The organism is Streptomyces sp. ISL-96, assembly GCF_018614035.1.
GTDB lineage: Bacteria > Actinomycetota > Actinomycetes > Streptomycetales > Streptomycetaceae > Streptomyces.
The window spans coordinates 20,348-40,140 of the sequence record NZ_JAGGPA010000006.1 but is presented as its reverse complement, the minus strand read 5'-3'; the positions used below and the strand labels follow the sequence as shown (position 1 = coordinate 40,140).

Sequence of the window (19,793 nt, the reverse complement as noted above, 5' to 3'; positions counted from 1 at the left end):
AAGGAATCGCCATGGCGGATGAGGACGCCGACCTGACCATGCCCTACCGCGTGGTCGTCAATGACGAGGACCAATACAGCATATGGCCCGCGGGCAGGGAGGTCCCCGCGGGCTGGCGAGTAGTACGGGAAGCCGCCCCCAAAGCCGACTGCCTCGCGTACATAGAAGAAGTCTGGACTGATATGCGCCCGTCGAGTCTGCGCCGCAGAGCGGCCCCGTCGGAGCCCGCACCTGGCGCACGCTGATCGATATTCGGCGTGCAGGGATCTGCCGCCTTGATGTCCACTCTGCCAGACCGTCAAAAGTCAGCCGTTCAGACGTCTAGTACCGTTATCCGGCAGGAGCAGACTTGAGCAGCATTGAGGATTCCACCCACCATGAGTTAATCCAGACTCCAGTGGATCAGACTTCTCTCCACGAACTGTTCGAAGCCCAGGTGGGCCGCACCCCCGAAGGCACCGCCCTGGTCTTCGAGGACCAGGAGTGGACCTACCGACAGCTCGACGAGCGAGCCAACCAGATCGCCTGGGGCCTGCTCGCACAGGGTGTCGGACCGGGGCACATCGTCGCCCTGCACACCCGCCGTTCCTTCTCGACGATCGCCGGTCTGCTCGGTGTTCTGAAGGCCGGTGCCGGCTACCTGCCCGTCGACCCGGCGCTTCCCGCCGCCCGCATCGCCTACATGCTCGAGGACTCCGGCGCCACGCTCCTGCTCGCCGACCGTGCCACCGCCCGGACGGGCAGCCACCTGGACACCCTCGTCCTGGACGACGCGGAGACCTGGACGCGGCACTCCCGCAGCCGCCCGAACGTCACGGTTGGCCCCGGCGATCTCGCCTACCTCATCTACACCTCGGGCTCCACGGGCCGGCCCAAGGCCGTCATGGTCCCGCACAGCGCCATCGTCAACCACACCGTCTGGGTCGTCTCGGACCTCTGGCGCGGCAAGCCGCTGCGATTCCTGCACCGCATGTCCCTCAGCTTCGACGCCTCGAACCTGGAGATATACGGTCCGCTGACCTCCGGCGGCACGGTCGTGCTCACCCCGAGCCAGACGGGGATCGACATGGACGAACTGCGGGAGCTGGTCACCGGCGGGCGCATCGACGTACTCGGGGTGACGCCGCCCGTGCTGCGCGAAGCCCTCGCCGTGCGTGCCCTGGCCGGGACGGGCCTGCGCTGGCTGATGTGCGGCGGAGAGGCGCTGGAGCCCGAGCTGGTCGCCGAGTGCGCGGCGCAGGTCCCCGGCATCGAGGTGGTCAACTTCTACGGGCCGACCGAAACCTGCGTCAACTCGACCTACCTGCCCGCCCGCCTGCACCAGGGCCCGGGGCCGTTGCCCATCGGTTCGCCGATCCGCGACACCAGCGTGTACGTCGTGGACGAGATATTGAGCCCGGTCCCGGACGGCGAGGCCGGAGAGCTGCTGATCGGCGGCGCCGGAGTCACGCGCGGCTACCACGGCCGCCCGAGCCTGACCGCGGAACGTTTCATCCCGGACCCCTTCGGCCCCCCGGGCGCCCGCCTCTACCGCACGGGCGACCTCGTCCGCTGGGGAACGACGGGACAACTGGAGTTCCTCGGCCGGATCGACCAGCAGGTCAAGCTGCGCGGCTTCCGCATCGAACTGGGCGAGATCGAAGCGACCCTGGCGGGGCTCGAAGGTGTCAAGGACGCCGTGGTGACCGCGATCCACCACCCGGCGCACGGGACCCGGCTGGCCGGCTACGTCACCGGGAGCGCGGACACCAGGGAGCTGCGCGCCGAGCTGAGTGCCCGGCTGCCGGACTACATGGTGCCGTCCACGCTCACCCGCCTGGACGCGCTCCCCCTGACGTCCAGCGGCAAGCTCGACCGAGCCGCCCTTCCCGAGCCGGACCCCGTCGGCTCCGGTGAGGATCACGTCAGCCCGCGGGACCCCGTGGAACAGCTCCTCACGGACCTCGTCGCCGAAGTCCTGGGCATCGACCCGGCCCGCGTCGGCGTCCACGACGACTTCTTCGAGCTGGGCGGGCACTCGCTCCTGGTCACCCGGCTGATCGCGCGGGTCGGGTCCGTCTTCGCCGTCTCGCTGTCAGCGCGGGACGTCTTCCAGGACCGGACCGTCACGAAGCTGGCCGGGCGACTGCGCGGGGCCCGGAGCACAGCAGAGGTCCAACCGATCCGCCCCGCCGGACGCGACGGCCGCGCACCCCTGTCACCGGCTCAGGAACGGCTGTGGTTCCTGGAGCAGCTGCAACCGGGAACCACCACGTACACGGCCGCCGTGGAGTACCGCCTCCTCGGCGTGCTGGACGCGGCGGCACTGCGGGCGGCCCTGTCGGACGTGGTCGACCGCCACGATGCCCTGCGGACCGTCTTCCCCTCCGGCGCCGAGCGGCCGGAACAGGTCGTCCTGGAGCAGATCGACCTGCCGTGGGAATTCCACGACCTTCGAGGGCGGGACGCGGACGCCGTACGGGCACGCGTGAACGGCATCGTGCGCGAACCGTTCGACCTGACCGTGGGCCCGCTGCTCCGGGCCCACCTCCTGGGCATCGGCGCGCAGGAGCACCTGTTGGTGCTGACCGTCCACCACATCACCTTCGACGGCTGGTCCTTCAACGTTCTGACCCGCGAACTCGCGCACTGCTACCGGGCCCGGGTGGACCGGACCGCCCCGGACCTGCCGCAGATGTCGCTGCAGTACATCGACTTCGCCAACTGGCAACGGGAATGGCTGGCCGGCGGACCGGCCGCCGAACAGCTCGAGTACTGGCGGGACCACCTGGCGGACGCGCCGACCGCGCTGAACCTGCCGACGGACCGGCCTCGCCCGGCCGTCCAGTCGCACCGAGGTGCGTTCGAGCCGGTGCTGATCCCGCCGGAGCTGGTGGAGCGGCTCCGGGACCTCGGCAAGCGCGAAGGCGTCACCCTCTTCATGACCCTGCTGGCCGGGTTCAAGATCCTTCTCGCTCGCCACACCGCCGGCACGGACATCGTCGTGGGCACCCCCATCGCGAACCGCAACAGGATCGAGCTGGAGCAGCTGATCGGGTTCCTCGTCAACACCCTGCCGTTGCGCACCGACCTGAGCGGCGATCCCACCCTCTCCGAGCTGCTGGGCCGTGTCCGGGAGACGTGCCTCGACGCGTACGCCCATCAGGACGTGCCCTTCGAGCAGGTTGTGGAAGCCCTGCGGCCCGCGCGGGACCTGAGCAGGTCGCCGGTGGTCCAGGTCATGTTCGGATTCGACGTCGCGGCAGCGCGGCAGGACTCGCTGCGGGACGGCCTGAGCCTGGACTTCACCAGGCTCGAGAACGGCTTCGCCGTCTGCGACGTGATCCTCGACCTCGTGGACGGACCCCACGGAGTGACCGGTGGCTTCACCTACGCGACGGACCTCTTCGACGCCACGACCGTCCGCCGCATGGCCGGCCACTACCTCACCGTCCTCGACTCGATGACGCGACACGATCCGGCTTCGCTGCGGACGTCACGGGTGGAGCTGTTGCCGGCCGCCGAGCGAGCCGAGCTCATCGCGGCCGGCACCGCACCCCGGATCACGTGGCCGGACCACGTCGGCCTGCACGAAGAGTTCGCCCGGCAGGCGGACCGGACCCCGGACGCCATCGCGGTCCGCTGCGCCGAGCAGGCGTGGACATACCGTCAACTGGACGAACGGGCCAACCGCATCGCCTGGCGACTGCGCAGCCAGGGCATCGGCTGCGAGGACGTGGTGGCGCTGTGCACCCAGCGGTCCCCGCACATGGTCGCCGGGGTACTCGGCATCCTCAAGGCGGGCGCCGCCTACCTGCCCATCGACCCCGCGCTTCCGCCCGCTCGCATCCACTACATGCTCGACGACGCCGCCAGCACCACGGTACTGACCGACCACGACACACTCCCGCGCCTCGAAGACCGGGGGGAGGTGCTCCTCCTCGACGACGAGGACACCTGGACCCCGTACCCGACGGACCGTCCGGCTGTCAGCGTGCACCACGACCATCTCGCCTACCTCATCTACACCTCCGGTTCCACCGGTCTGCCCAAGGCCGTGACGATGAGCCATCGGGGCATCCACTGGCTGGCCGTATCCCTGGCGGGCGAGATCCTCGGCGACGGACCGCATCCGAAGGCGGTGGCGCTCAACTCCCCGGTCTTCTTCGACGGCCACGTCATCCAGTTCTCCTGGATGGCCGGCGGATCGACGATGGTGATCGTCCCCGAGGACGTCAGGCGCGATCCTCATCGGCTGGTGGATCTCCTGATCCGCCACGAGATCGAGCTCATGGACTGCACGCCGTCCCAACTGGACATGGCGACGAGCTTCGGCGTGCTGGGCGACATCCCGGGCACGACGAAGATGCTCGTCATCGGAGAGGCGGTCAGCGAGAAGCTCTGGCGCACGCTGGGTGCGGGCCCCTGGCAGGCGTACAACCTGTACGGCCCGACCGAGACCCATGCCGCCACGATGACGGTCATCGAACCGGACGAGCCGCTGAGCATCGGTGTCCCGCTCCCGGGGTACGACGCCTTCGTCGTCGACGCGTCCGGCGAGCTCGTGCCCCAGGGTGTGGCCGGGGAACTGCTCGTCGGCGGCGGTCGCATGGCGCGCGGCTACCACAACCGGCCGGCCCTCACCGCCGAGCGTTTCGTGCCCGACTCGTTCACCGGTCGCGCCGGGCGCCGGCTGTACCGGACCGGCGACATCGTGCGGTTGACCTCGACCGGGGACCTGGAGTTCATCGGCCGACGCGACAACCAGGTCAAGGTCCGGGGCTACCGGATCGAGCTCGGTGAGATCGAGGCGGCGATCCTGCGCGAGCCGGGCGTCACCGCCAGCGCGGTGATGCTGCGGGACGGGCCCGCCGGGGACACGCGCATCATCGCGTACTTCGTGGCCCCGTCGACGACGACGGAGGCGCACATCCTGCGGGCCCTGGAGACCCGGCTGCCGGAGTACATGATCCCGTCGGCACTCCTGCGGCTCGACAGCTTCCCGATGACCAGGAACGGGAAGGTCGACCGGTCCGCGATGCCAGAGGCGACGTCCGTCGCCGCCGGCGAAGGGGATGCCACACCCCCGGGCGACGAAACGGAAACCCTGCTGACCGGCCTGTGGTCGGAACTGCTGGACGACCGCAGCCTGGGCGTCCACAGCCACTTCTTCAAGAGCGGCGGCCACTCACTGCTGGCCATACAGCTGATCGCGCGGATCAACAAGGCATGCGCGGTCGACCTGCCCCTGCAGGTGCTGTTCCGCAACCCGACACCCCACGACATGGCAAAGGAGCTGCGCACGTGGCGTTGAACTTCGTCCTCATGCTGACCGAACAGGACCGGACCATTCCGGACGCGATCGACGTGTACGAAAAGCTGTCGGTCGATGAACTCCGGCTCATAGCCTTCAAGGACGTAGGCACCGATCCGCACATGGCCAAAGACCTGACCGAGGCCGCGCACACGGACGGCCGGTCGGTCCTGCTGGAGCTGGCCGACACGAGCGACGCCGGCCAGGAGGCCGGATGCCAACTGGCGCTGGACCTCGGCGTCGACCGGGTGGTCGGAACGTGGCGGCCGAGCGCGGCAGCGGCCTTCGCGGGCAACGACTCGATCGAGTACTGGCCGTTCGCCGGAGCCATGTCCGGAAGCCCGCTGGTGCTGGACAGCTCGCCCGATGAGCTGGCCACTCAGGCGCAGCGGCTGAGCGCGACGGACGGCGTGGCGGGCGTGGTCCTCATGCCGTACCGGCAGACCTCCTACGACCCTGTGCTGCTGATGAAGCGCACCGCGTCCGCGGCGAACGTGCCCTTGCTGATCGCGGGAGGCGTGCGCGACGCGGCGCAGATCACCGACATCGCCGCCGCGGGCGCCTGGGGCTTCACCATGGGCGGCGCCGCGCTCGCGCAGAGGCACGACGATCCGGCCTCGGTGACCCAGCGCGTCTCCGAGATCATGCGGCTTTCCCGGCAAGCGTCGCCCGACGCGTCCTGAATTTCCTCCGAGGGAGCGAGAGAATGAAGCTGATCTGCAACACATGCTCCAGCGTGCCCGGTGTCGGCACGGTGGACGGTCCCAACGAATGGCTGTGCACCCGCTGCGGCGAAGCACTGACGCCGTCCCTCCCCGACGTCGGGAGCTGGGCGGACGCGGTCACCGACGTCCCGGGGGTCGGCCGCTACGCCGCGCTCCTCCCGGTGTCCGAGCCGGACAACCTGCGCAGCAACGAGAAGGCTCTGGTCCCCGTGGAGAGCCCGCGGCTGGCCGAGGCGCTCGGTGTCGCGTCCGTGCGCCTGCTGCCGCAGACCTGGAACGACACCGGCACGTTCAAGGACAACGAGGGAGTGCTCATAGCGGCCAAGTGCCTTGAGTGGGGGCTGTCGTCGGTGTCGATGCACAGCTCCGGCAACACCGCGCGGTCCTACCAGTACTACACGGACAGGCTGGGCGTTACGTGCACGGCGTTCGTGCCGCAGGCCTCCGCCTACAAGTGCCCGACCAGGTCGATGGGCAAGTCGCGCGTGGTGGCCGTGCCGGGCAACATGGCCGACGCGGCCGAGGCGGCCATCGCGTTCAGCAAGGAACACGGCGCACTGCGGCTGACACCGAGCCAGTGGAAGATCGAGGGCAAGGTACCGCTGGGGCTGGCGATCGCGGAGCGGTGCGCCGACGCCACGATCATCGCGGTGACGATCGCCAGCGGCTACGGCCCGCTCGGCATCGAGCGCGGCATCCGCCGCGCCGGGGCGGCGGGACTGCCGACAGTGGGCGAGCACACCTACCGCCTGTTCCAGGCATCGGACGCCGGAGTGCTGGGCGAGGCGCTGCGGGACGGCCGTGACGAGATCGACCTGGGTGACATGGTGGCGCCGGAGAAGGCCTTCGAACCCACGCTCCAGTCGACGAACCCGAACCGCACGCTGCCGTTGGTCCGTCAGCTGGTGGCGGAAACCGGCGCGCACGTCGACCCCGTGGAGCCGTCAAGGGTGGAGGCGGAGGCCCCGCTGCTGATCGACGCCTGCGCCGAGCTGGACATTCCGCTGGCGTACGAGACGGAGAAGTCCGCCTTCATCTGCTGGGGCGGGCTGCGGCAGGCCGCGCAGGCCGGCCGGCTGGCACCCGACGACCGGATCGTCATGGTGGTCAGCGGATCGACGCCGCTCGACCACCTGCCGTAGTCGCGACGGAGCGGGCCAGACTGGAATGAACTCGAAAACCACACCTCTGTATGAGTGGTTCGCCGCCTCGGCGAAGCGCTGCCCGCATCAGCCCGCGCTGCAGACAGCCGGTCAGGTCGTCAGCTACGCGGAACTTGAAGGCATGGCGCAGAACATTGCCGTCCGGCTGCTCGAAGCACATGACCACGTCGTGCCCAGGCGTGTCGGCCTGCTGGCGGCAGCGGACACGCTTTCCGCGTACGCCGGTTACCTCGCCGTCCAGCGGCTCGGCGGCGCGGTCGTGCCGCTCAACCCGTCGTCCCCCGCCGCTCGTAACGCGGTCATCGGTCGAGCCGCCGGGCTTGACCTGGTGCTGGTCGACCCGGAAGTCGACCAGGGAGGGGCCGGCGCCGGCCTGCCCGCCCGCATGCTCGCCGTGGACTGCGGCGAGCATGCGGGTGCGGGTGACCTTCCTGAAACCGTCGTCCGGCCGGAAGACCTGGCCTATATATTGTTCACCTCGGGCTCCACCGGTGAGCCCAAAGGGGTGCCTATCGCGCACCGCAATATTTCGGCGTATCTGAGCCACTGCATCGCGCATTACGAGCTTGCCCCCGGGTGCCGCGTGCTTCAACCGTTCGACCTGACCTTCGATCTGTCGGTACTGGCGATGTTCGCGGCATTCGGCTCCGGCGCCACGGTGGTGGTCCCCGGTCGCAACGATCTGCTGGCGGCGGCCCGGTTCGTGCGGCGCCGCGAGCTGACGCACTGGTTCTCGGTCCCCTCGGTGATCTCCTTGACGCAGCGGGTGGAACCCCTGCGGCCGGGGTCGATGCCCACGCTGCGGCACAGCGTGTTCGCCGGCGAGCCGCTCACCCTCCAACAGGCCGAGGCCTGGCACGCGGCAGCACCGAACGGGGTGGTGGAGAACGCCTACGGGCCGACCGAACTCACCATCATCAGCACGGAGTACGTGTTGCCCAAGGAGGTGGCGCGATGGCCGCGTACAGCCAACGGAACCGTACCCATCGGACACGGCCTCAGCTCACTGGAATGCGTTGTCCTGGACGCCGACGGAAGGGAGGCCGAGGAGGGTGAGCTGTGCGTCAGGGGTTCGCAGCGCTTCGCCGGATACCTCGACCCGGCGAACAACGAGAACCGATTCCTGACCTACGAAGGAGACAGAGCAACGCCGTACGACCCGGGGACCCCGTTGACCGACCGGCATTGGTACCGAACCGGTGACCGGGTTCGCGTCAGTGCCGACGGCTACATCTACTGCGAGCGTCTGGACCATCAGGTCAAGGTGCGCGGATACCGCATCGAACTGGGCGAGGTCGAAGCAGCACTGCGGGAACAGCCCGGGGTACGGGACGCCATCGTGGTCGCCCGATCGGCACCCGGCGGCGACGCCGTACTGGCCGCTGCGTACACGGGCCGGATCGGCAGCACCGAAGTCGTGCTCCAAACGCTCCGGGAAAGGCTCCCCTCCTACATGGTTCCCGCCTCGCTGACAGCGTTCGAAGCTTTTCCGCTCAATGCCAACGGAAAGGTCGACCGGCGACGGTTGGCCGAGGAACTGTCGAGTTGATTCACCCCAGTTGGAAGCCAGTTGGAAGATCCGGCTCGGAAAGGGAACATAGGGATGTCTGAGGGAAATCACTCGTACGACGTCGTGGTGGTCGGCAATGGCGCGTTGGGACTCTCGCTCGGCCTGGAACTCGCCCGGCGCAAGGTCCGGGTGGCCGTGCTGGGTCAACCGCACCGACCGGGCGCCGCGTCCGCGGCCGCGGGAGCGATGCTCGGTGCCTTCGGGGAGGTGACAGCCGACCATCTGACCAGCGAACACGGTCGGATCAAGCTCGACTGGGCCCACCAGGCGAGCAAACTGTGGCCCGAGTGGCTGAGCCGGCTTCGCCTCGACTCCACCGACACGGATCTGCTGACGGCCAAGGGAACCGTCGTCATGCTGAACACCGTCGGCGTGCCCGGGATCGACACCCGGAACTACAAAGCCATCCGTGAATCGCTCATCACGTACGGCGAGAAGTTCGAGGACGTGGATCCCGAGGACATCGACTGGCTGGACGCCGAGCCCACGGCACGTCCGCTCCAGGCGATGTTCCTGCCGAACGAACACGCGGTGAACGCCACCGAGTTGTTGATGCGCCTGGAGAAGGCGTTCCTGGCCGCCGGTGGAATGCTGATCGCGGAGCGCGCGACGCGCGTCGACCATGCCCATGGACGAGTGCGCGGCATCGCGCTGGAGTCGGGCACGATACTGCGGACCGGCAAGACCGTGCTGGCCGCCGGGGCCTACTCCCAAGTCGTCCTGGACAGCGTGCCCGAACAGGCCGTCCAGATCCCCCGGCTCATCAGCGGCTACGGCGTCTCCGCCGTGGTGGACACCGCGGACGGCACCTGCCCGCCCAGCGTGATACGCACGCCCAATCGCGCCTTCGCCTGCGGTCTGCACGTCGTCCCGCGCCCCGGCGGCCAGGTCTATGTGGGGGCGACGAACATCGTCTCGGTCGAGCCGCGCGAGACCGCGCTCATCTCGGATGTCCTCTTTCTGCTCAACTGCGCCCATCGCCAGGTCCGCAAGGACCTGGCCGACAGCGGACTGCGCAGGATCCAGGTCGGAAACCGGCCCGTGTCGCTCGACGGGATGCCGCTGTTGGGTGAGACGGGGCTCAGCGGCCTGTGGATGATGACCGGTACCTACAGGGACGGTCTGACCCTGTCGCCACTGCTGGCCCGGGAGATGACTGCGCTCCTGCTCGAAGAGGCGTCCTCCATCGACCTGGAACCCTTCAGGCCGGTCCGTTCCCCCATCCAGCCCGCAAGCCGCGAGGAGGTGGTGGACGCCACCGTCACCCACATGCTGGCGACCGGCTACGAGTCCGACTGGACCGTCCCCATCTACTGGCCCGCCACCATGGAGCACTACCTGCACGTCGCCTACACGCAGCGGGCGCAGCAGCTGGATCCGACGTTCACGCCGCCGCCGGAGCTGCTCGCGGCCTCGCGCCTGAACCCGGTACTCACGCAATCCCTGCTCGACTACTACGCGGCCAGCCGAGGCGGCGTGCCGCAGGCCGGCGGCTCCTCCCCGGCGGCCCAGAGCCCGAGCCGCGGGCAGCTGACGGTCGACGATCTCGCTGGGGAAATTGTTCGCACGCTGACGAGCGGCGGCGTGCCGCGCCCGCGACAGGACGCCGACGCGCTACTGGCCCACGTCCTGGGCTCGCCCGGGCCCAAGGACCAGGTGTCCGAGGAGGCCGCACACGAGGTGCGTGCGCTCGCGGCCAGGCGAGCCGAACTGATACCCCTTGGCCACATCCTTGGGCGCGCTCGGTTGGGTGGTGTGGAGGTAGCGGTCACCGAGAGCGTGTTCGCGCCTCTGTTCCCGACCGAACGACTCCTGGAATGGGGTCTGTCGGCCATCTCCGACATCCAGAATCCCGTGGTGGTCGACCTCTGCACGGGCTCCGCTGCGGTGGCGCTGGCCGTGGCCCACGCCCGCCCGGATGCCCAGGTTCACGCGGTCGACCTGGACGAGGCGGCGCTGGAGTGCGCACGCGGAAACGCGGCTGCGCGGGCGGCGGCGGGTGACACGACGATCACCGTGCACGCGGGTGATGTCGCCGACGGGGAGCTGCTGACGTTCCTTGACGGCAAGGTCGATCTGGTGCTGGCCAACCCTCCCTATGTTCCTGTCGGCACCGAGATCTCGCCGGAGTTCGGGAAGTACCACCCGGAACGAGCCATCTTCGCCGGCACCGACGGGCTCGACGTGATTCGCCATGTGATCTCCCGCGCCGGGCGGCTGCTGCGGCCGGGTGGCGCACTGGCGATCGAGCATGACGACCCGCAGATCGAGGTCGTGCCGGGCCTGCTGGCGGCGTCCGGCCTCTTCGGCGATGGTGAGGGCCACCGCGATCAGGAGGACCGTCCCCGCTACACCACCTCCTTCAGGAAGTGACCATGGCTGCAACGGAAAACGACGACCAGAACGGCCTGACCCACATGCGTGCCGAACTCGACCTTATCGACAACCGGTTGCTGGACGCCGTGCGCGACCGTATCGAGGTCTGCGTGCGGATCGCACACCACAAGCGGGAGCACGCGGTGCCGATGATGCAGCCGCACCGCATAGACGCGGTCCAGCAGCGTGCCGCGAACTACGGCGCCGAGAACGGGGTCAGCCAAGCCTTCCTGTCCCAGCTCTACGATTTGATCATCGGGGAGACCTGCCGGGTCGAGACCTTAGTGATCGACGAGGGGCGCCGGGGCGCGGAGACCGTCGCGGAGGGCCCGCGGTGAACGAACCGGTCCGCACACTCCTCATCGACAACTACGACTCCTTCACGTACAACCTCTACCAGCTGCTCGGCGAGGTGAACGGGCAACCGCCTACGGTGGTGCGCAACGACGTCGACTGGTCCGCGCTCAGCCCTCGGGACTACGACAACATAGTGATCTCGCCGGGGCCCGGGCGCCCCGGCCGGCAGCGGGACTTCGGCGTCAGCGCCGCCGCGATCCTGGACTCGCGCCTACCGGTGCTCGGCATCTGTCTGGGACACCAGGGCATGGCGGAACTGTTCGGCGGCTCTGTCCAGCACGCGCCCGAGCCGATGCACGGAAGAATCTCGCACATACACCACACCGGCGAAGAACTCTTCGCCGGACTGCCGTCACCGTTCTCCGCGGTTCGCTACCACTCGCTCGCGGTCACCGAACTTCCCGACGAGCTGAGCCGCACCGCATGGACGCAGGACGGAGTCCTGATGGGGCTGCGACACCGCAGCAAGCCGGTCTGGGGAGTGCAGTTCCATCCGGAGTCCATCTCCAGTGAGTACGGCCGCGAACTGCTCGGGAACTTCCGGGCACTTACCCTGCGCCAGCGCGACCGTGCCCGCGTCACCCGACCGTCCTCCCCCCCGCCGCTGCACGTTCGCCGCCTGGCCTGCTACCCCGACACCGCCACCGTGCACGCCGAACTCTTCGCCGGGAAGCGGTGCGGCTTCTGGCTGGACAGCAGCTCGCACGCCGACGGAAACTCCCGCTTCTCGATACTGGGCGACGGAACGGGCCCGCTTGCCGAGTACGTGACCTACCGGGTGGCCACGCGCACGGTACGGGTGGAAAAGGCCGACGGGCTGATCGAGCACCACGATCAGAACATCTTCGAGTACCTGGACGCGCAACTCCGCTCCCGACGTTCACCCGCTTCGGGTGATCTCCCCTTCGACTTCAACCTCGGCTACGTGGGCTATCTGGGATACGAACTCAAGGCCGAGATCGGGGCGCACGCCGCACACACCTCGCCCACGCCCGACGCCGCACTGCTGTTCACCGACCGGGCGGTCATCGTAGACCACGCCGATCACTGCACGTACCTGCTGGCTCTGGGCACGACTGCCCACGACCCCGACGCCGTGAAGTGGCTCGACAGAACCGCGACCCGCCTCGAATTGCTGCCCTCGCCCGACACCCACCCGCGGCGTCCACCGGTCACCTCCGCGACGCTCGGGGACGCCTTCGTTCCGCGCCACGACCGCGCACAGTACCTGGCGCGGATACACGAATGCCTTGAGGAGATCAAGAACGGAGAGTCGTACGAGATATGCCTCACCAACATGTTCAGCACCGACGCGATTCCTGACCCATCGTCTACCTACAGGCTGTTCCGGGACATCAGCCCCGTCCCGTACGGCGCCCTGTTCGAGTTTCCGGATGTCGCCGTGCTCAGCGCGTCCCCGGAACGCTTCCTCGCCATCGACGCGAACGGAGTGGCGGAAAGCAAGCCGATCAAAGGCACGCGGCCGCGTGGGGCGACACCCGCAGAGGATCTGGCCCTGCGCGAGGACCTGCTGAACAGCGAGAAGGACCGCGCCGAGAACCTCATGATCGTCGACCTGCTTCGCAATGACCTGAACACCGTCTGCACCGTGGGTTCCGTTCATGTGCCGAAGCTGTTCGACGTCGAGACGTACGCTCCGGTGCACCAACTGGTGAGCACCGTCCGTGGCCGTCTGCGTCCAGGGGTGTCGGCAGTGGAATGTGTCCGGGCCTGTTTTCCCGGCGGCTCCATGACCGGTGCGCCGAAACTCCGCACCATGGAGATCATCGATCGGTTGGAAGGGGGGCCGCGCGGGGTGTACTCGGGTTCGCTCGGCTGGTTCTCGTTGAGCAACGCCGCGGATCTCAGCATCGTCATCCGTACGATCGTGGCGACGCCTGAGCGAGCCTCCTTCGGAGTCGGCGGCGCGGTGATCAGCCTTTCCGACCCTGTCGCGGAGTTCGAGGAGACCTTGGTGAAGTCCCGCGCGATGGTGCTGGCGCTCACCGGCTCGGTGCGACCGGCCGAAGAAGGCGAGGGCCAGCATGAGTAATGCCGAAACCGCGACGCCCCCGGGAGGCATCCGGCGCGCTGTCGTGGCCGGCGGGTCCGGCGCGATCGGCCAGATGTTCACCGCGCTGCTCGTCCGATCCGGCGTCTCGGTGTGCGTGGTGGATCCCCAGCCTCCGGCGTCGACGCAGCCGGGTGTGCGCTGGATCGCCGGGGACATCCGCGCACCCGGCGACGACGTGGGCGCTGAGATATCACGCGTGGATCTGCTGCTCCTCGCGGTGCCGGAGCCGGTGGCTGTCGCGGCGGTGTCGGCCTTGATGGACGTGCTCCCCGCACGAGCGTTGCTGGCCGACACCCTTTCCGTGAAGGAGCGAATGGCAACCGCGGTACGCGGCTATCACGGTCGTCAAGCCGTGTCGCTCAACCCGATGTTCGCTCCGGCACTGGGGATGCGGGGGCGGCCGGTGGCCTCCGTGGCGTTCCATGACGGGCCTCTGGTCGATGAGTTGTTGGCCCTGGTCGAGGCGTACGGCGGACGGGTCGTGCGCATGGACGCAGCGCGGCACGACCGGCTGGCTGCTGTTTCGCAGGCGCTGACGCACGCGACGGTACTGGCCTTCGGGCACGCACTGCATACCCTCGACGCGAACGTCGAGGAGCTGATCGCCGTCGCGCCACCACCTCATGCCACCCTGCTGGCCCTGCTGGCCCGTATCAGCTCCGGTGCCCCCGAGGTGTACTGGGACGTCCAGTCCGGAAACCCGCTGACAGCGGACGTTCATGAGGCGCTCGCCCGCGGGGTGGAGCACCTGCGAGGCGTCGTGAAAAGCGGCCACGCCGCCGATTTCGAAGGGCTGTTGAGTGATGTCGCCGGTGTTCTCGGCGAGCGACGCCGGCCCTTGGAAGACATGTGCGCCCAACTGTTCGCAAGCGTCTCGTTCGTCTTCGCCGAGCAGAGCGCGAGTCCACCCATAAGCCTGGCGCCGTTCAGTGACGGACGAGAAGGCAATGCAAAATCAGGGGAGTAGAACAATGAAAGCGACCGACCTGCGTGGTCCGGCCCGCACCCTCGCCGTGGTTCAGCTGATCAGCAGAACCGGTGACGGCGCGTACTACGTGACGTCGGCACTGTTCTTCACGCAAATCGTCGGGCTGTCACCGGCCCAGCTCGGTCTCGGCCTGACCATCGCCTGGTCCGTGGCGCTGGCGTTCGGCATACCGCTCGGACACGTCACGGACCGCCTCGGCGCGCGGGAAACCGCGATCTTCTTCTACGCCTGCGCCGGCCTTGCCGTAGGCTCCTACGTCTTCATTCGCTCCTTCCCGCTGTTCCTGTTGGCGGCCACGCTCTACGCCGTCGGGCAGCGCAGCGGTTCCGCGGCTCAACAGGCGCTGCTGGCCGGGGTCGTGCCCAAGGACCAGATCACCACGGTCCGCGCCTTTCTTCAGGCCGGGTTCAACGCCGGGCTGGCGATCGGGGCCGCGCTGGGCGGAATGGTGCTGTTCTTCGACACGCGAGAGGCGTACCTCATCGCGTTCGCCCTTGACGCGTGTGGATTCCTGGCAGCATCACTGGTGCTGCTGAAAGTGCCGCGCGTCGCCCAGACTCCGGCCAAGGAAAAGGGCGAGAAATCTCAAACGGTGCTGAAGGACCGCCCTTACGTCGTCATCAGCCTGCTGAACGCGATCCTGGTACTGCACGGCCCGCTGATCGACGTGGCCCTGCCCTTGTGGATCGTCATGCACACCGAGTCTCCCAAGTGGATTGTGGCGGCCATGTTCGTCCTCAATACCTTGGCGGTCGTCTTCTTCCAGGTACGCGTCGCGCGCAAGGTCACCGACATGGCGAGTGCGGGGCGGTACGTGGTGAGGGGCGGCCTGCTGCTCGGCGCGAGCTGTGTGGTCTTCGCCTATTCCGGGAGCGGCGGCTCGACATGGTCGGCGGTGGCTCTGCTCCTGACCGCCACCGCGATTCAGACCCTCGGTGAGATGATGCAGTCGCCCGCTACGTGGGAGATCAGCTTCGGTCTCACGCCCGAGGGCCGGCACGGTCAGTATCAGGCGTTCTTCGGATCCGGCCACACCGTGGCGGAGCTCATCGGCCCGCTGGCGCTGACCGGCCTGCTCGTCTACTGGGGATCGTTCGGCTGGATTCTGCTCGGCGCACTCTTCGTCGCGGCCAGTCTTCTCATGGTTCCGGCCGTGCGGTGGGGAGTGCTCCGGATGGATGCCGCGAAGGTTGCGGCAGGAGAAGCTCAGTGAGCCATGGAGTGAGCCATGGAGCCGACTCTCAGCAGCCGAAGTGGTCCGATCGGGCGGCCCTGGCCCAGGTGACCGCCCGGCTGGCGGTCAGTCCTCCTCTGGTGCAGGCGAAAGACGTACGAGAATTACGGGCTTCCCTCGCGAACGTAGCCTTGGGCAACGCCCTGGTGATACAGGCCGGCGACTGCGCCGAGGACCCGGCGGAGCGGACAGTCGCACATGTGCGCAGCAAGGTGGAGCTGCTCACTCAACTCGCCGATCGAGCCACGGACATCACGGGACTTCCCGTCACCCGTGTGGGGCGCATAGCCGGACAGTTCGCCAAGCCGCGATCCCGGCCGACCGAGGTGATCGATGGCCGGGAACTGCCCGCGTTCCGCGGGCACATGGTGAACAGTCCCGTACCGGATCCGCTGCTTCGACGACCGCAGCCGCGACGCATGCTGGAGGGTTACCACGCAGCGCGCGAAATCATGACCCATCTGAACCGGGACACTCAGGTGTGGACGAGCCATGAAGCGTTGTTGCTCGATTACGAACTACCGCTGGTACGGCGCGATGAGCTGGGCCATCAGTTCCTTAGCTCGACCCGCTGGCCGTGGATCGGCAACCGGACCCGCAGCCTTGAGGGCCCTCATGTCGCGCTGCTCGCGCAGGTTGTCAATCCGGTGGCATGCAAGATCGGCCCTGGGATCGCCGAGAACGAACTGCTGTCCCTGTGCGAGCGTCTGGATCCTGATCGCGTGCCCGGCCGACTGACCCTCATCGCGCGTATGGGCGCAGGCAGAGCCACGGAGAAGCTGACGGGCCTGGCCAAGTCGGTTCGTGTCGCCGAGCACCCGGTGATTTGGTTGATAGACCCTCTGCACGGAAACACGGTGAATACCCCCGGCGCCTTGAAGACCCGGTTGATACAACATGTCATTTCGGAAGTGTGGCAGGCCACGGAGGCCATCCGCGACGCCGGTGGAGTGGTCGGTGGTCTGCATATAGAAACCACTCCGGATCAGATCACCGAGTGCGTCTACGATTCGGAGCAATTTGATCTGGTGGGAGAGCGGTACACGACATACTGCGACCCTCGGCTGAATCCCGGCCAAGCGCTGTTGGTGGTATCCGAGTGGGCAAGGTGTGCGGTCAGCCAGCGGCATCAATAGCACCATCAACGGAGGAATGTCATGATCCGCCAGGTCTCAGCACCGCAGCAGGAAGCGCTGTGGTGGATCCAGCAGCGGTCATCTCACAAGGATCTTTACAACCTGACGTGGCGGATGTCCGTCGGCCGTCTGGACGTGCCGGCACTCGAACGAGCCTGGCAGGCCATGGTGGACCGGTACGAGGTCCTTCGAACAGCGCTTGTTCATGAGGATGGTGCGGTCTGGCAGGACATTCACGCACAGGTGCCGACCGCCCTCAACGTGCTGAAATGGCCACAAGAAGTCCAGGATGCGGTGTCGCCCGGGCGTGATCTGCTGGAAGAATTAGCTAAACACCTGCACAAAACGCCGTTTGAATTGAGCGTACCCCCGCTCGCCCGCCTCTCTCTGGTCACCGTAGGGCAGTGCGACGAGTTGTTGTTGACCGCGCACCACTCGGTGCTGGACGGCTGGTCGATGCAGCGAGTGGTGCGTGAACTGGCCGAGGTTTATCACGCCGAACTGGCTCACCCCGGAAGCGCGCATATCGCCGAACCTTCGGTGCAGTTCACCGACTATGCGGTGAGGGCCAGAAAGGCCGAATCCGACGGTAGTTGGCAGGAGGGTACCGACTACTGGGTGCGCACTCTGTCCGGTGTCGAGAGCGCCACGGTGAAACCTGACCGTGTGCGGCCGCAGCAGGTTCCCGGCACGCCGGGCGCCGTGGTGCGTCACTCGCTCAGCTCCAAGGCGTCCGAGGGCGTGGCCGCGTTGACCGACCGCGGCGGCATGACCCCGTTCGCCTCCTATCTGGCCGCCTTGTACACCGTGCTCGGACTCGGCGGCGTCCACGGGCGGTTGGCCGTAGGGGTCGGGGTGGCCAATCGACTCACTGAGCGCGACGCCGCTTGTGTCGGATATCTGACCAATGTCGTTGTCGCCATGGGGGAGTTGTTCGAGGGCGACACTCTGGATGATGTGGTCGCAAGGGCGCGCGACGATTTCTGGGACAGCCTGCCCCATCAGCAGGTCCCGTTCTCGTTGGTGCACAATGCGCTGTCCGTCGAGGACAGGAACCGCCTGGGTGCGACTCCGAGTGTGCTGCTGACGTATCACGGGAAAATCGGTGCCGGTGTCCTGCTCGGCGAGCGGGAGACCGAACTGAAGGCGAGCCCCAATTCAAGTGCTGTCAACCACATCACGCTGGGCATCTTCGAAGAACCCGAAGCGACGGTGATCGAGGCGGGGTACGACACCAGCCGTTTCGATGAACCCACTGTGCGCGCCCTGCTTTCGGATCTCGAACAGGTACTGGAGGCGGGAGTACGAGCCGAGGTGCCGATCAGTACCCTGCACGTCCGAACGCGCTCCACTACGGCCCAGTTGGCCACGCGAGCCGATGCCGTGGACACGGTGCGGAGTTCTTCGATCGCAGAGGCAGAGGCGGGGGGCGGCGAAGGTCTGCGAGAGACGGTACGCGACATCTGGTGCGAGACGTTGGGGCTGACTCAGGCGCAGCCGGAGAGTGACTTCTTCGCGGACGGCGGGCATTCCCTGCGAGTGTTCGTCCTCTTCGCGAAGGTCCAGGAGGCCGCAGGCAGCCAGATAGACATGATGGACTGGCTCGACACCCCCACTCTGGGCAAGCTGATCCAACTCACAGAGCGGTCAGTCGCCACCGAGCAGCCGATTGAGCACAGCGTGCTGCTGAGACAGGGCGAGCGGAGCGGGCCGCACCTGCACCTCATTCATCCGGCAGGCGGTGCCGACCAGACCACCTACAAGGATCTGACGAGTGCGCTGCCGGAGGGATGGCGGGTGACCGTGTCTCCTGACGGGGATCAGGAAACCCTTGAGGAACTGGCGGACCACCACCGGGAGAATGTGGACGCCGGCCGGATGCCGGACGTGCTGGGCGGTTGGTCGCTTGGTGGCCTGATCAGCTACGTCATGGCCGTACGGATGCGCGCGGACGGCGTCACGCCGCCCCCGCTGTTGCTGATCGACCCGCCCGCCCCGGACGGCAGTGCGGCGAACGAAGCGCACACCGAGCTGGACGCGTTCATTTACACCATCCTGCGTGCCGTGGACGCGCCAGCGCTGATCCCGACCGAGTTGCTGCTGTCGCCCGGCGACACCGAGCACGGCCTGAGCGTGCTGGAGGCACTGGTGAATGCCTCGGGTTCCGCGATGTCGATCGACGTTCTGCGGGAGCGCTTCGACGCGATCCGCAGGCACTGGACGGCTGTGGGTGAGTACGCCTCCGACGAACCGGTCGACGTTCCGTCGGTCTTGGTGGCCGCCGAGCTGCCCGAAGAGGCTGTCGCCCACTGGAAATCCCTACTCGGCCCCGGCATGGTGCTGGTCGAGGTGGATGCCGACCACTTCGCGGCGGTCAAGGATCCCTCCGCGGCGCGGATTGCTGAGGCGGTCGTGGCGTTGCTGAAAGGCAGAGTTGATGCGCATACCCCGGCTACGGAAGGGCGGCCGAGACCATGAAGCTATGTGATCTGCTGCAGAGGTGGCGCACCGCTCTGGTGGCCGACGTGTGCTGTCCCGAGTGCGTCATCATTCTCTCCAGGGGGCTGAAACCCGCTGGCCACCCGCATACTGGACCGTCCACACCTCCGTCCGAGAACCCTGCACGGCATGATCGTTCGAAGCGGACAGGCCATGCCGTTGAGGACGCCCCATCTACGTGACGGGGCGTGGCCGGGATGCAACCGTGTGGCACCCAATGCTGCCCGGACACCAGCACCGCGTGGCGTCTCATGGGTGGGCATCATCACTGAAGGGTGGCCGATCCCTCCTGTGCGTCAGCCGTCCCTCGGCGTTGCCGGGCCGCTGGCCGGCGGGGGTGGCCGACGAGGCGGCCGACCGCCTCGTCGATGGACGCGT

12 protein-coding genes are annotated in these 19,793 nt (G+C 67.7%); all 12 read left to right on the top strand.

Annotation, left to right across the window (positions count from 1 at the left end; translation table 11 throughout):
• Nucleotides 1-11 precede the first annotated feature (11 nt).
• The 12 genes from J7E96_RS04095 (at nucleotide 12) to J7E96_RS04040 (ending at nucleotide 19,394) form a co-directional block, all read left to right on the top strand.
• The gene (locus tag J7E96_RS04095; RefSeq protein WP_215127535.1) at nucleotides 12-245 is read left to right on the top strand and encodes an MbtH family NRPS accessory protein; all 234 of its coding nucleotides are present in this window, start codon (nucleotides 12-14) and stop codon (nucleotides 243-245) included.
• A gap of 152 nt (nucleotides 246-397) precedes the next feature.
• Nucleotides 398-5,293 (top strand): non-ribosomal peptide synthetase, encoded by a 4,896-nt coding sequence (locus J7E96_RS04090; RefSeq protein WP_215127533.1) that lies wholly within the window; start codon nucleotides 398-400, stop codon nucleotides 5,291-5,293.
• Nucleotides 5,284-5,976: a hypothetical protein gene (locus J7E96_RS04085; RefSeq protein ID WP_215127531.1), complete on the top strand. Its 693-nt coding sequence runs from the start codon at nucleotides 5,284-5,286 to the stop codon at nucleotides 5,974-5,976. Before J7E96_RS04090 ends, J7E96_RS04085 begins: the two co-directional genes overlap by 10 nt.
• 23 nt (nucleotides 5,977-5,999) lie before the next feature.
• Nucleotides 6,000-7,160, top strand: a complete 1,161-nt coding sequence (locus J7E96_RS04080; protein WP_215127529.1) for a pyridoxal-phosphate dependent enzyme — start codon at nucleotides 6,000-6,002, stop codon at nucleotides 7,158-7,160.
• A gap of 25 nt (nucleotides 7,161-7,185) precedes the next feature.
• On the top strand, nucleotides 7,186-8,730 hold the full coding sequence (locus J7E96_RS04075) for an amino acid adenylation domain-containing protein (protein ID WP_215127527.1): 1,545 nt from the start codon (nucleotides 7,186-7,188) through the stop codon (nucleotides 8,728-8,730).
• Nucleotides 8,731-8,784: 54 nt separating this feature from the next.
• On the top strand, nucleotides 8,785-11,124 hold the full coding sequence (locus J7E96_RS04070) for an FAD-dependent oxidoreductase (RefSeq protein WP_215127525.1): 2,340 nt from the start codon (nucleotides 8,785-8,787) through the stop codon (nucleotides 11,122-11,124).
• 2 nt (nucleotides 11,125-11,126) lie between these two features.
• Complete coding sequence (locus tag J7E96_RS04065) at nucleotides 11,127-11,465, top strand: chorismate mutase family protein (protein ID WP_215127523.1); 339 nt, start codon at nucleotides 11,127-11,129, stop codon at nucleotides 11,463-11,465.
• Nucleotides 11,462-13,537 (top strand): aminodeoxychorismate synthase component I, encoded by a 2,076-nt coding sequence (pabB, locus tag J7E96_RS04060; RefSeq protein WP_215127521.1) that lies wholly within the window; start codon nucleotides 11,462-11,464, stop codon nucleotides 13,535-13,537. Before J7E96_RS04065 ends, pabB begins: the two co-directional genes overlap by 4 nt.
• A 73-nt stretch (nucleotides 13,538-13,610) precedes the next feature.
• On the top strand, nucleotides 13,611-14,525 hold the full coding sequence (locus J7E96_RS04055) for a prephenate dehydrogenase dimerization domain-containing protein (protein WP_215127519.1): 915 nt from the start codon (nucleotides 13,611-13,613) through the stop codon (nucleotides 14,523-14,525).
• Between the two features lie 4 nt (nucleotides 14,526-14,529).
• Entirely contained in the window at nucleotides 14,530-15,759 is a 1,230-nt protein-coding gene (locus J7E96_RS04050; protein ID WP_215127517.1) for an MFS transporter, read from the top strand.
• A complete protein-coding gene (locus tag J7E96_RS04045; protein ID WP_215127515.1) occupies nucleotides 15,756-16,916 on the top strand; it encodes a 3-deoxy-7-phosphoheptulonate synthase in 1,161 nt (386 codons plus the stop codon). The genes J7E96_RS04050 and J7E96_RS04045 overlap by 4 nt, the downstream gene beginning before the upstream one ends.
• A gap of 21 nt (nucleotides 16,917-16,937) precedes the next feature.
• Complete coding sequence (locus tag J7E96_RS04040) at nucleotides 16,938-19,394, top strand: condensation domain-containing protein (protein ID WP_215127513.1); 2,457 nt, start codon at nucleotides 16,938-16,940, stop codon at nucleotides 19,392-19,394.
• Nucleotides 19,395-19,793 lie beyond the last annotated feature (399 nt).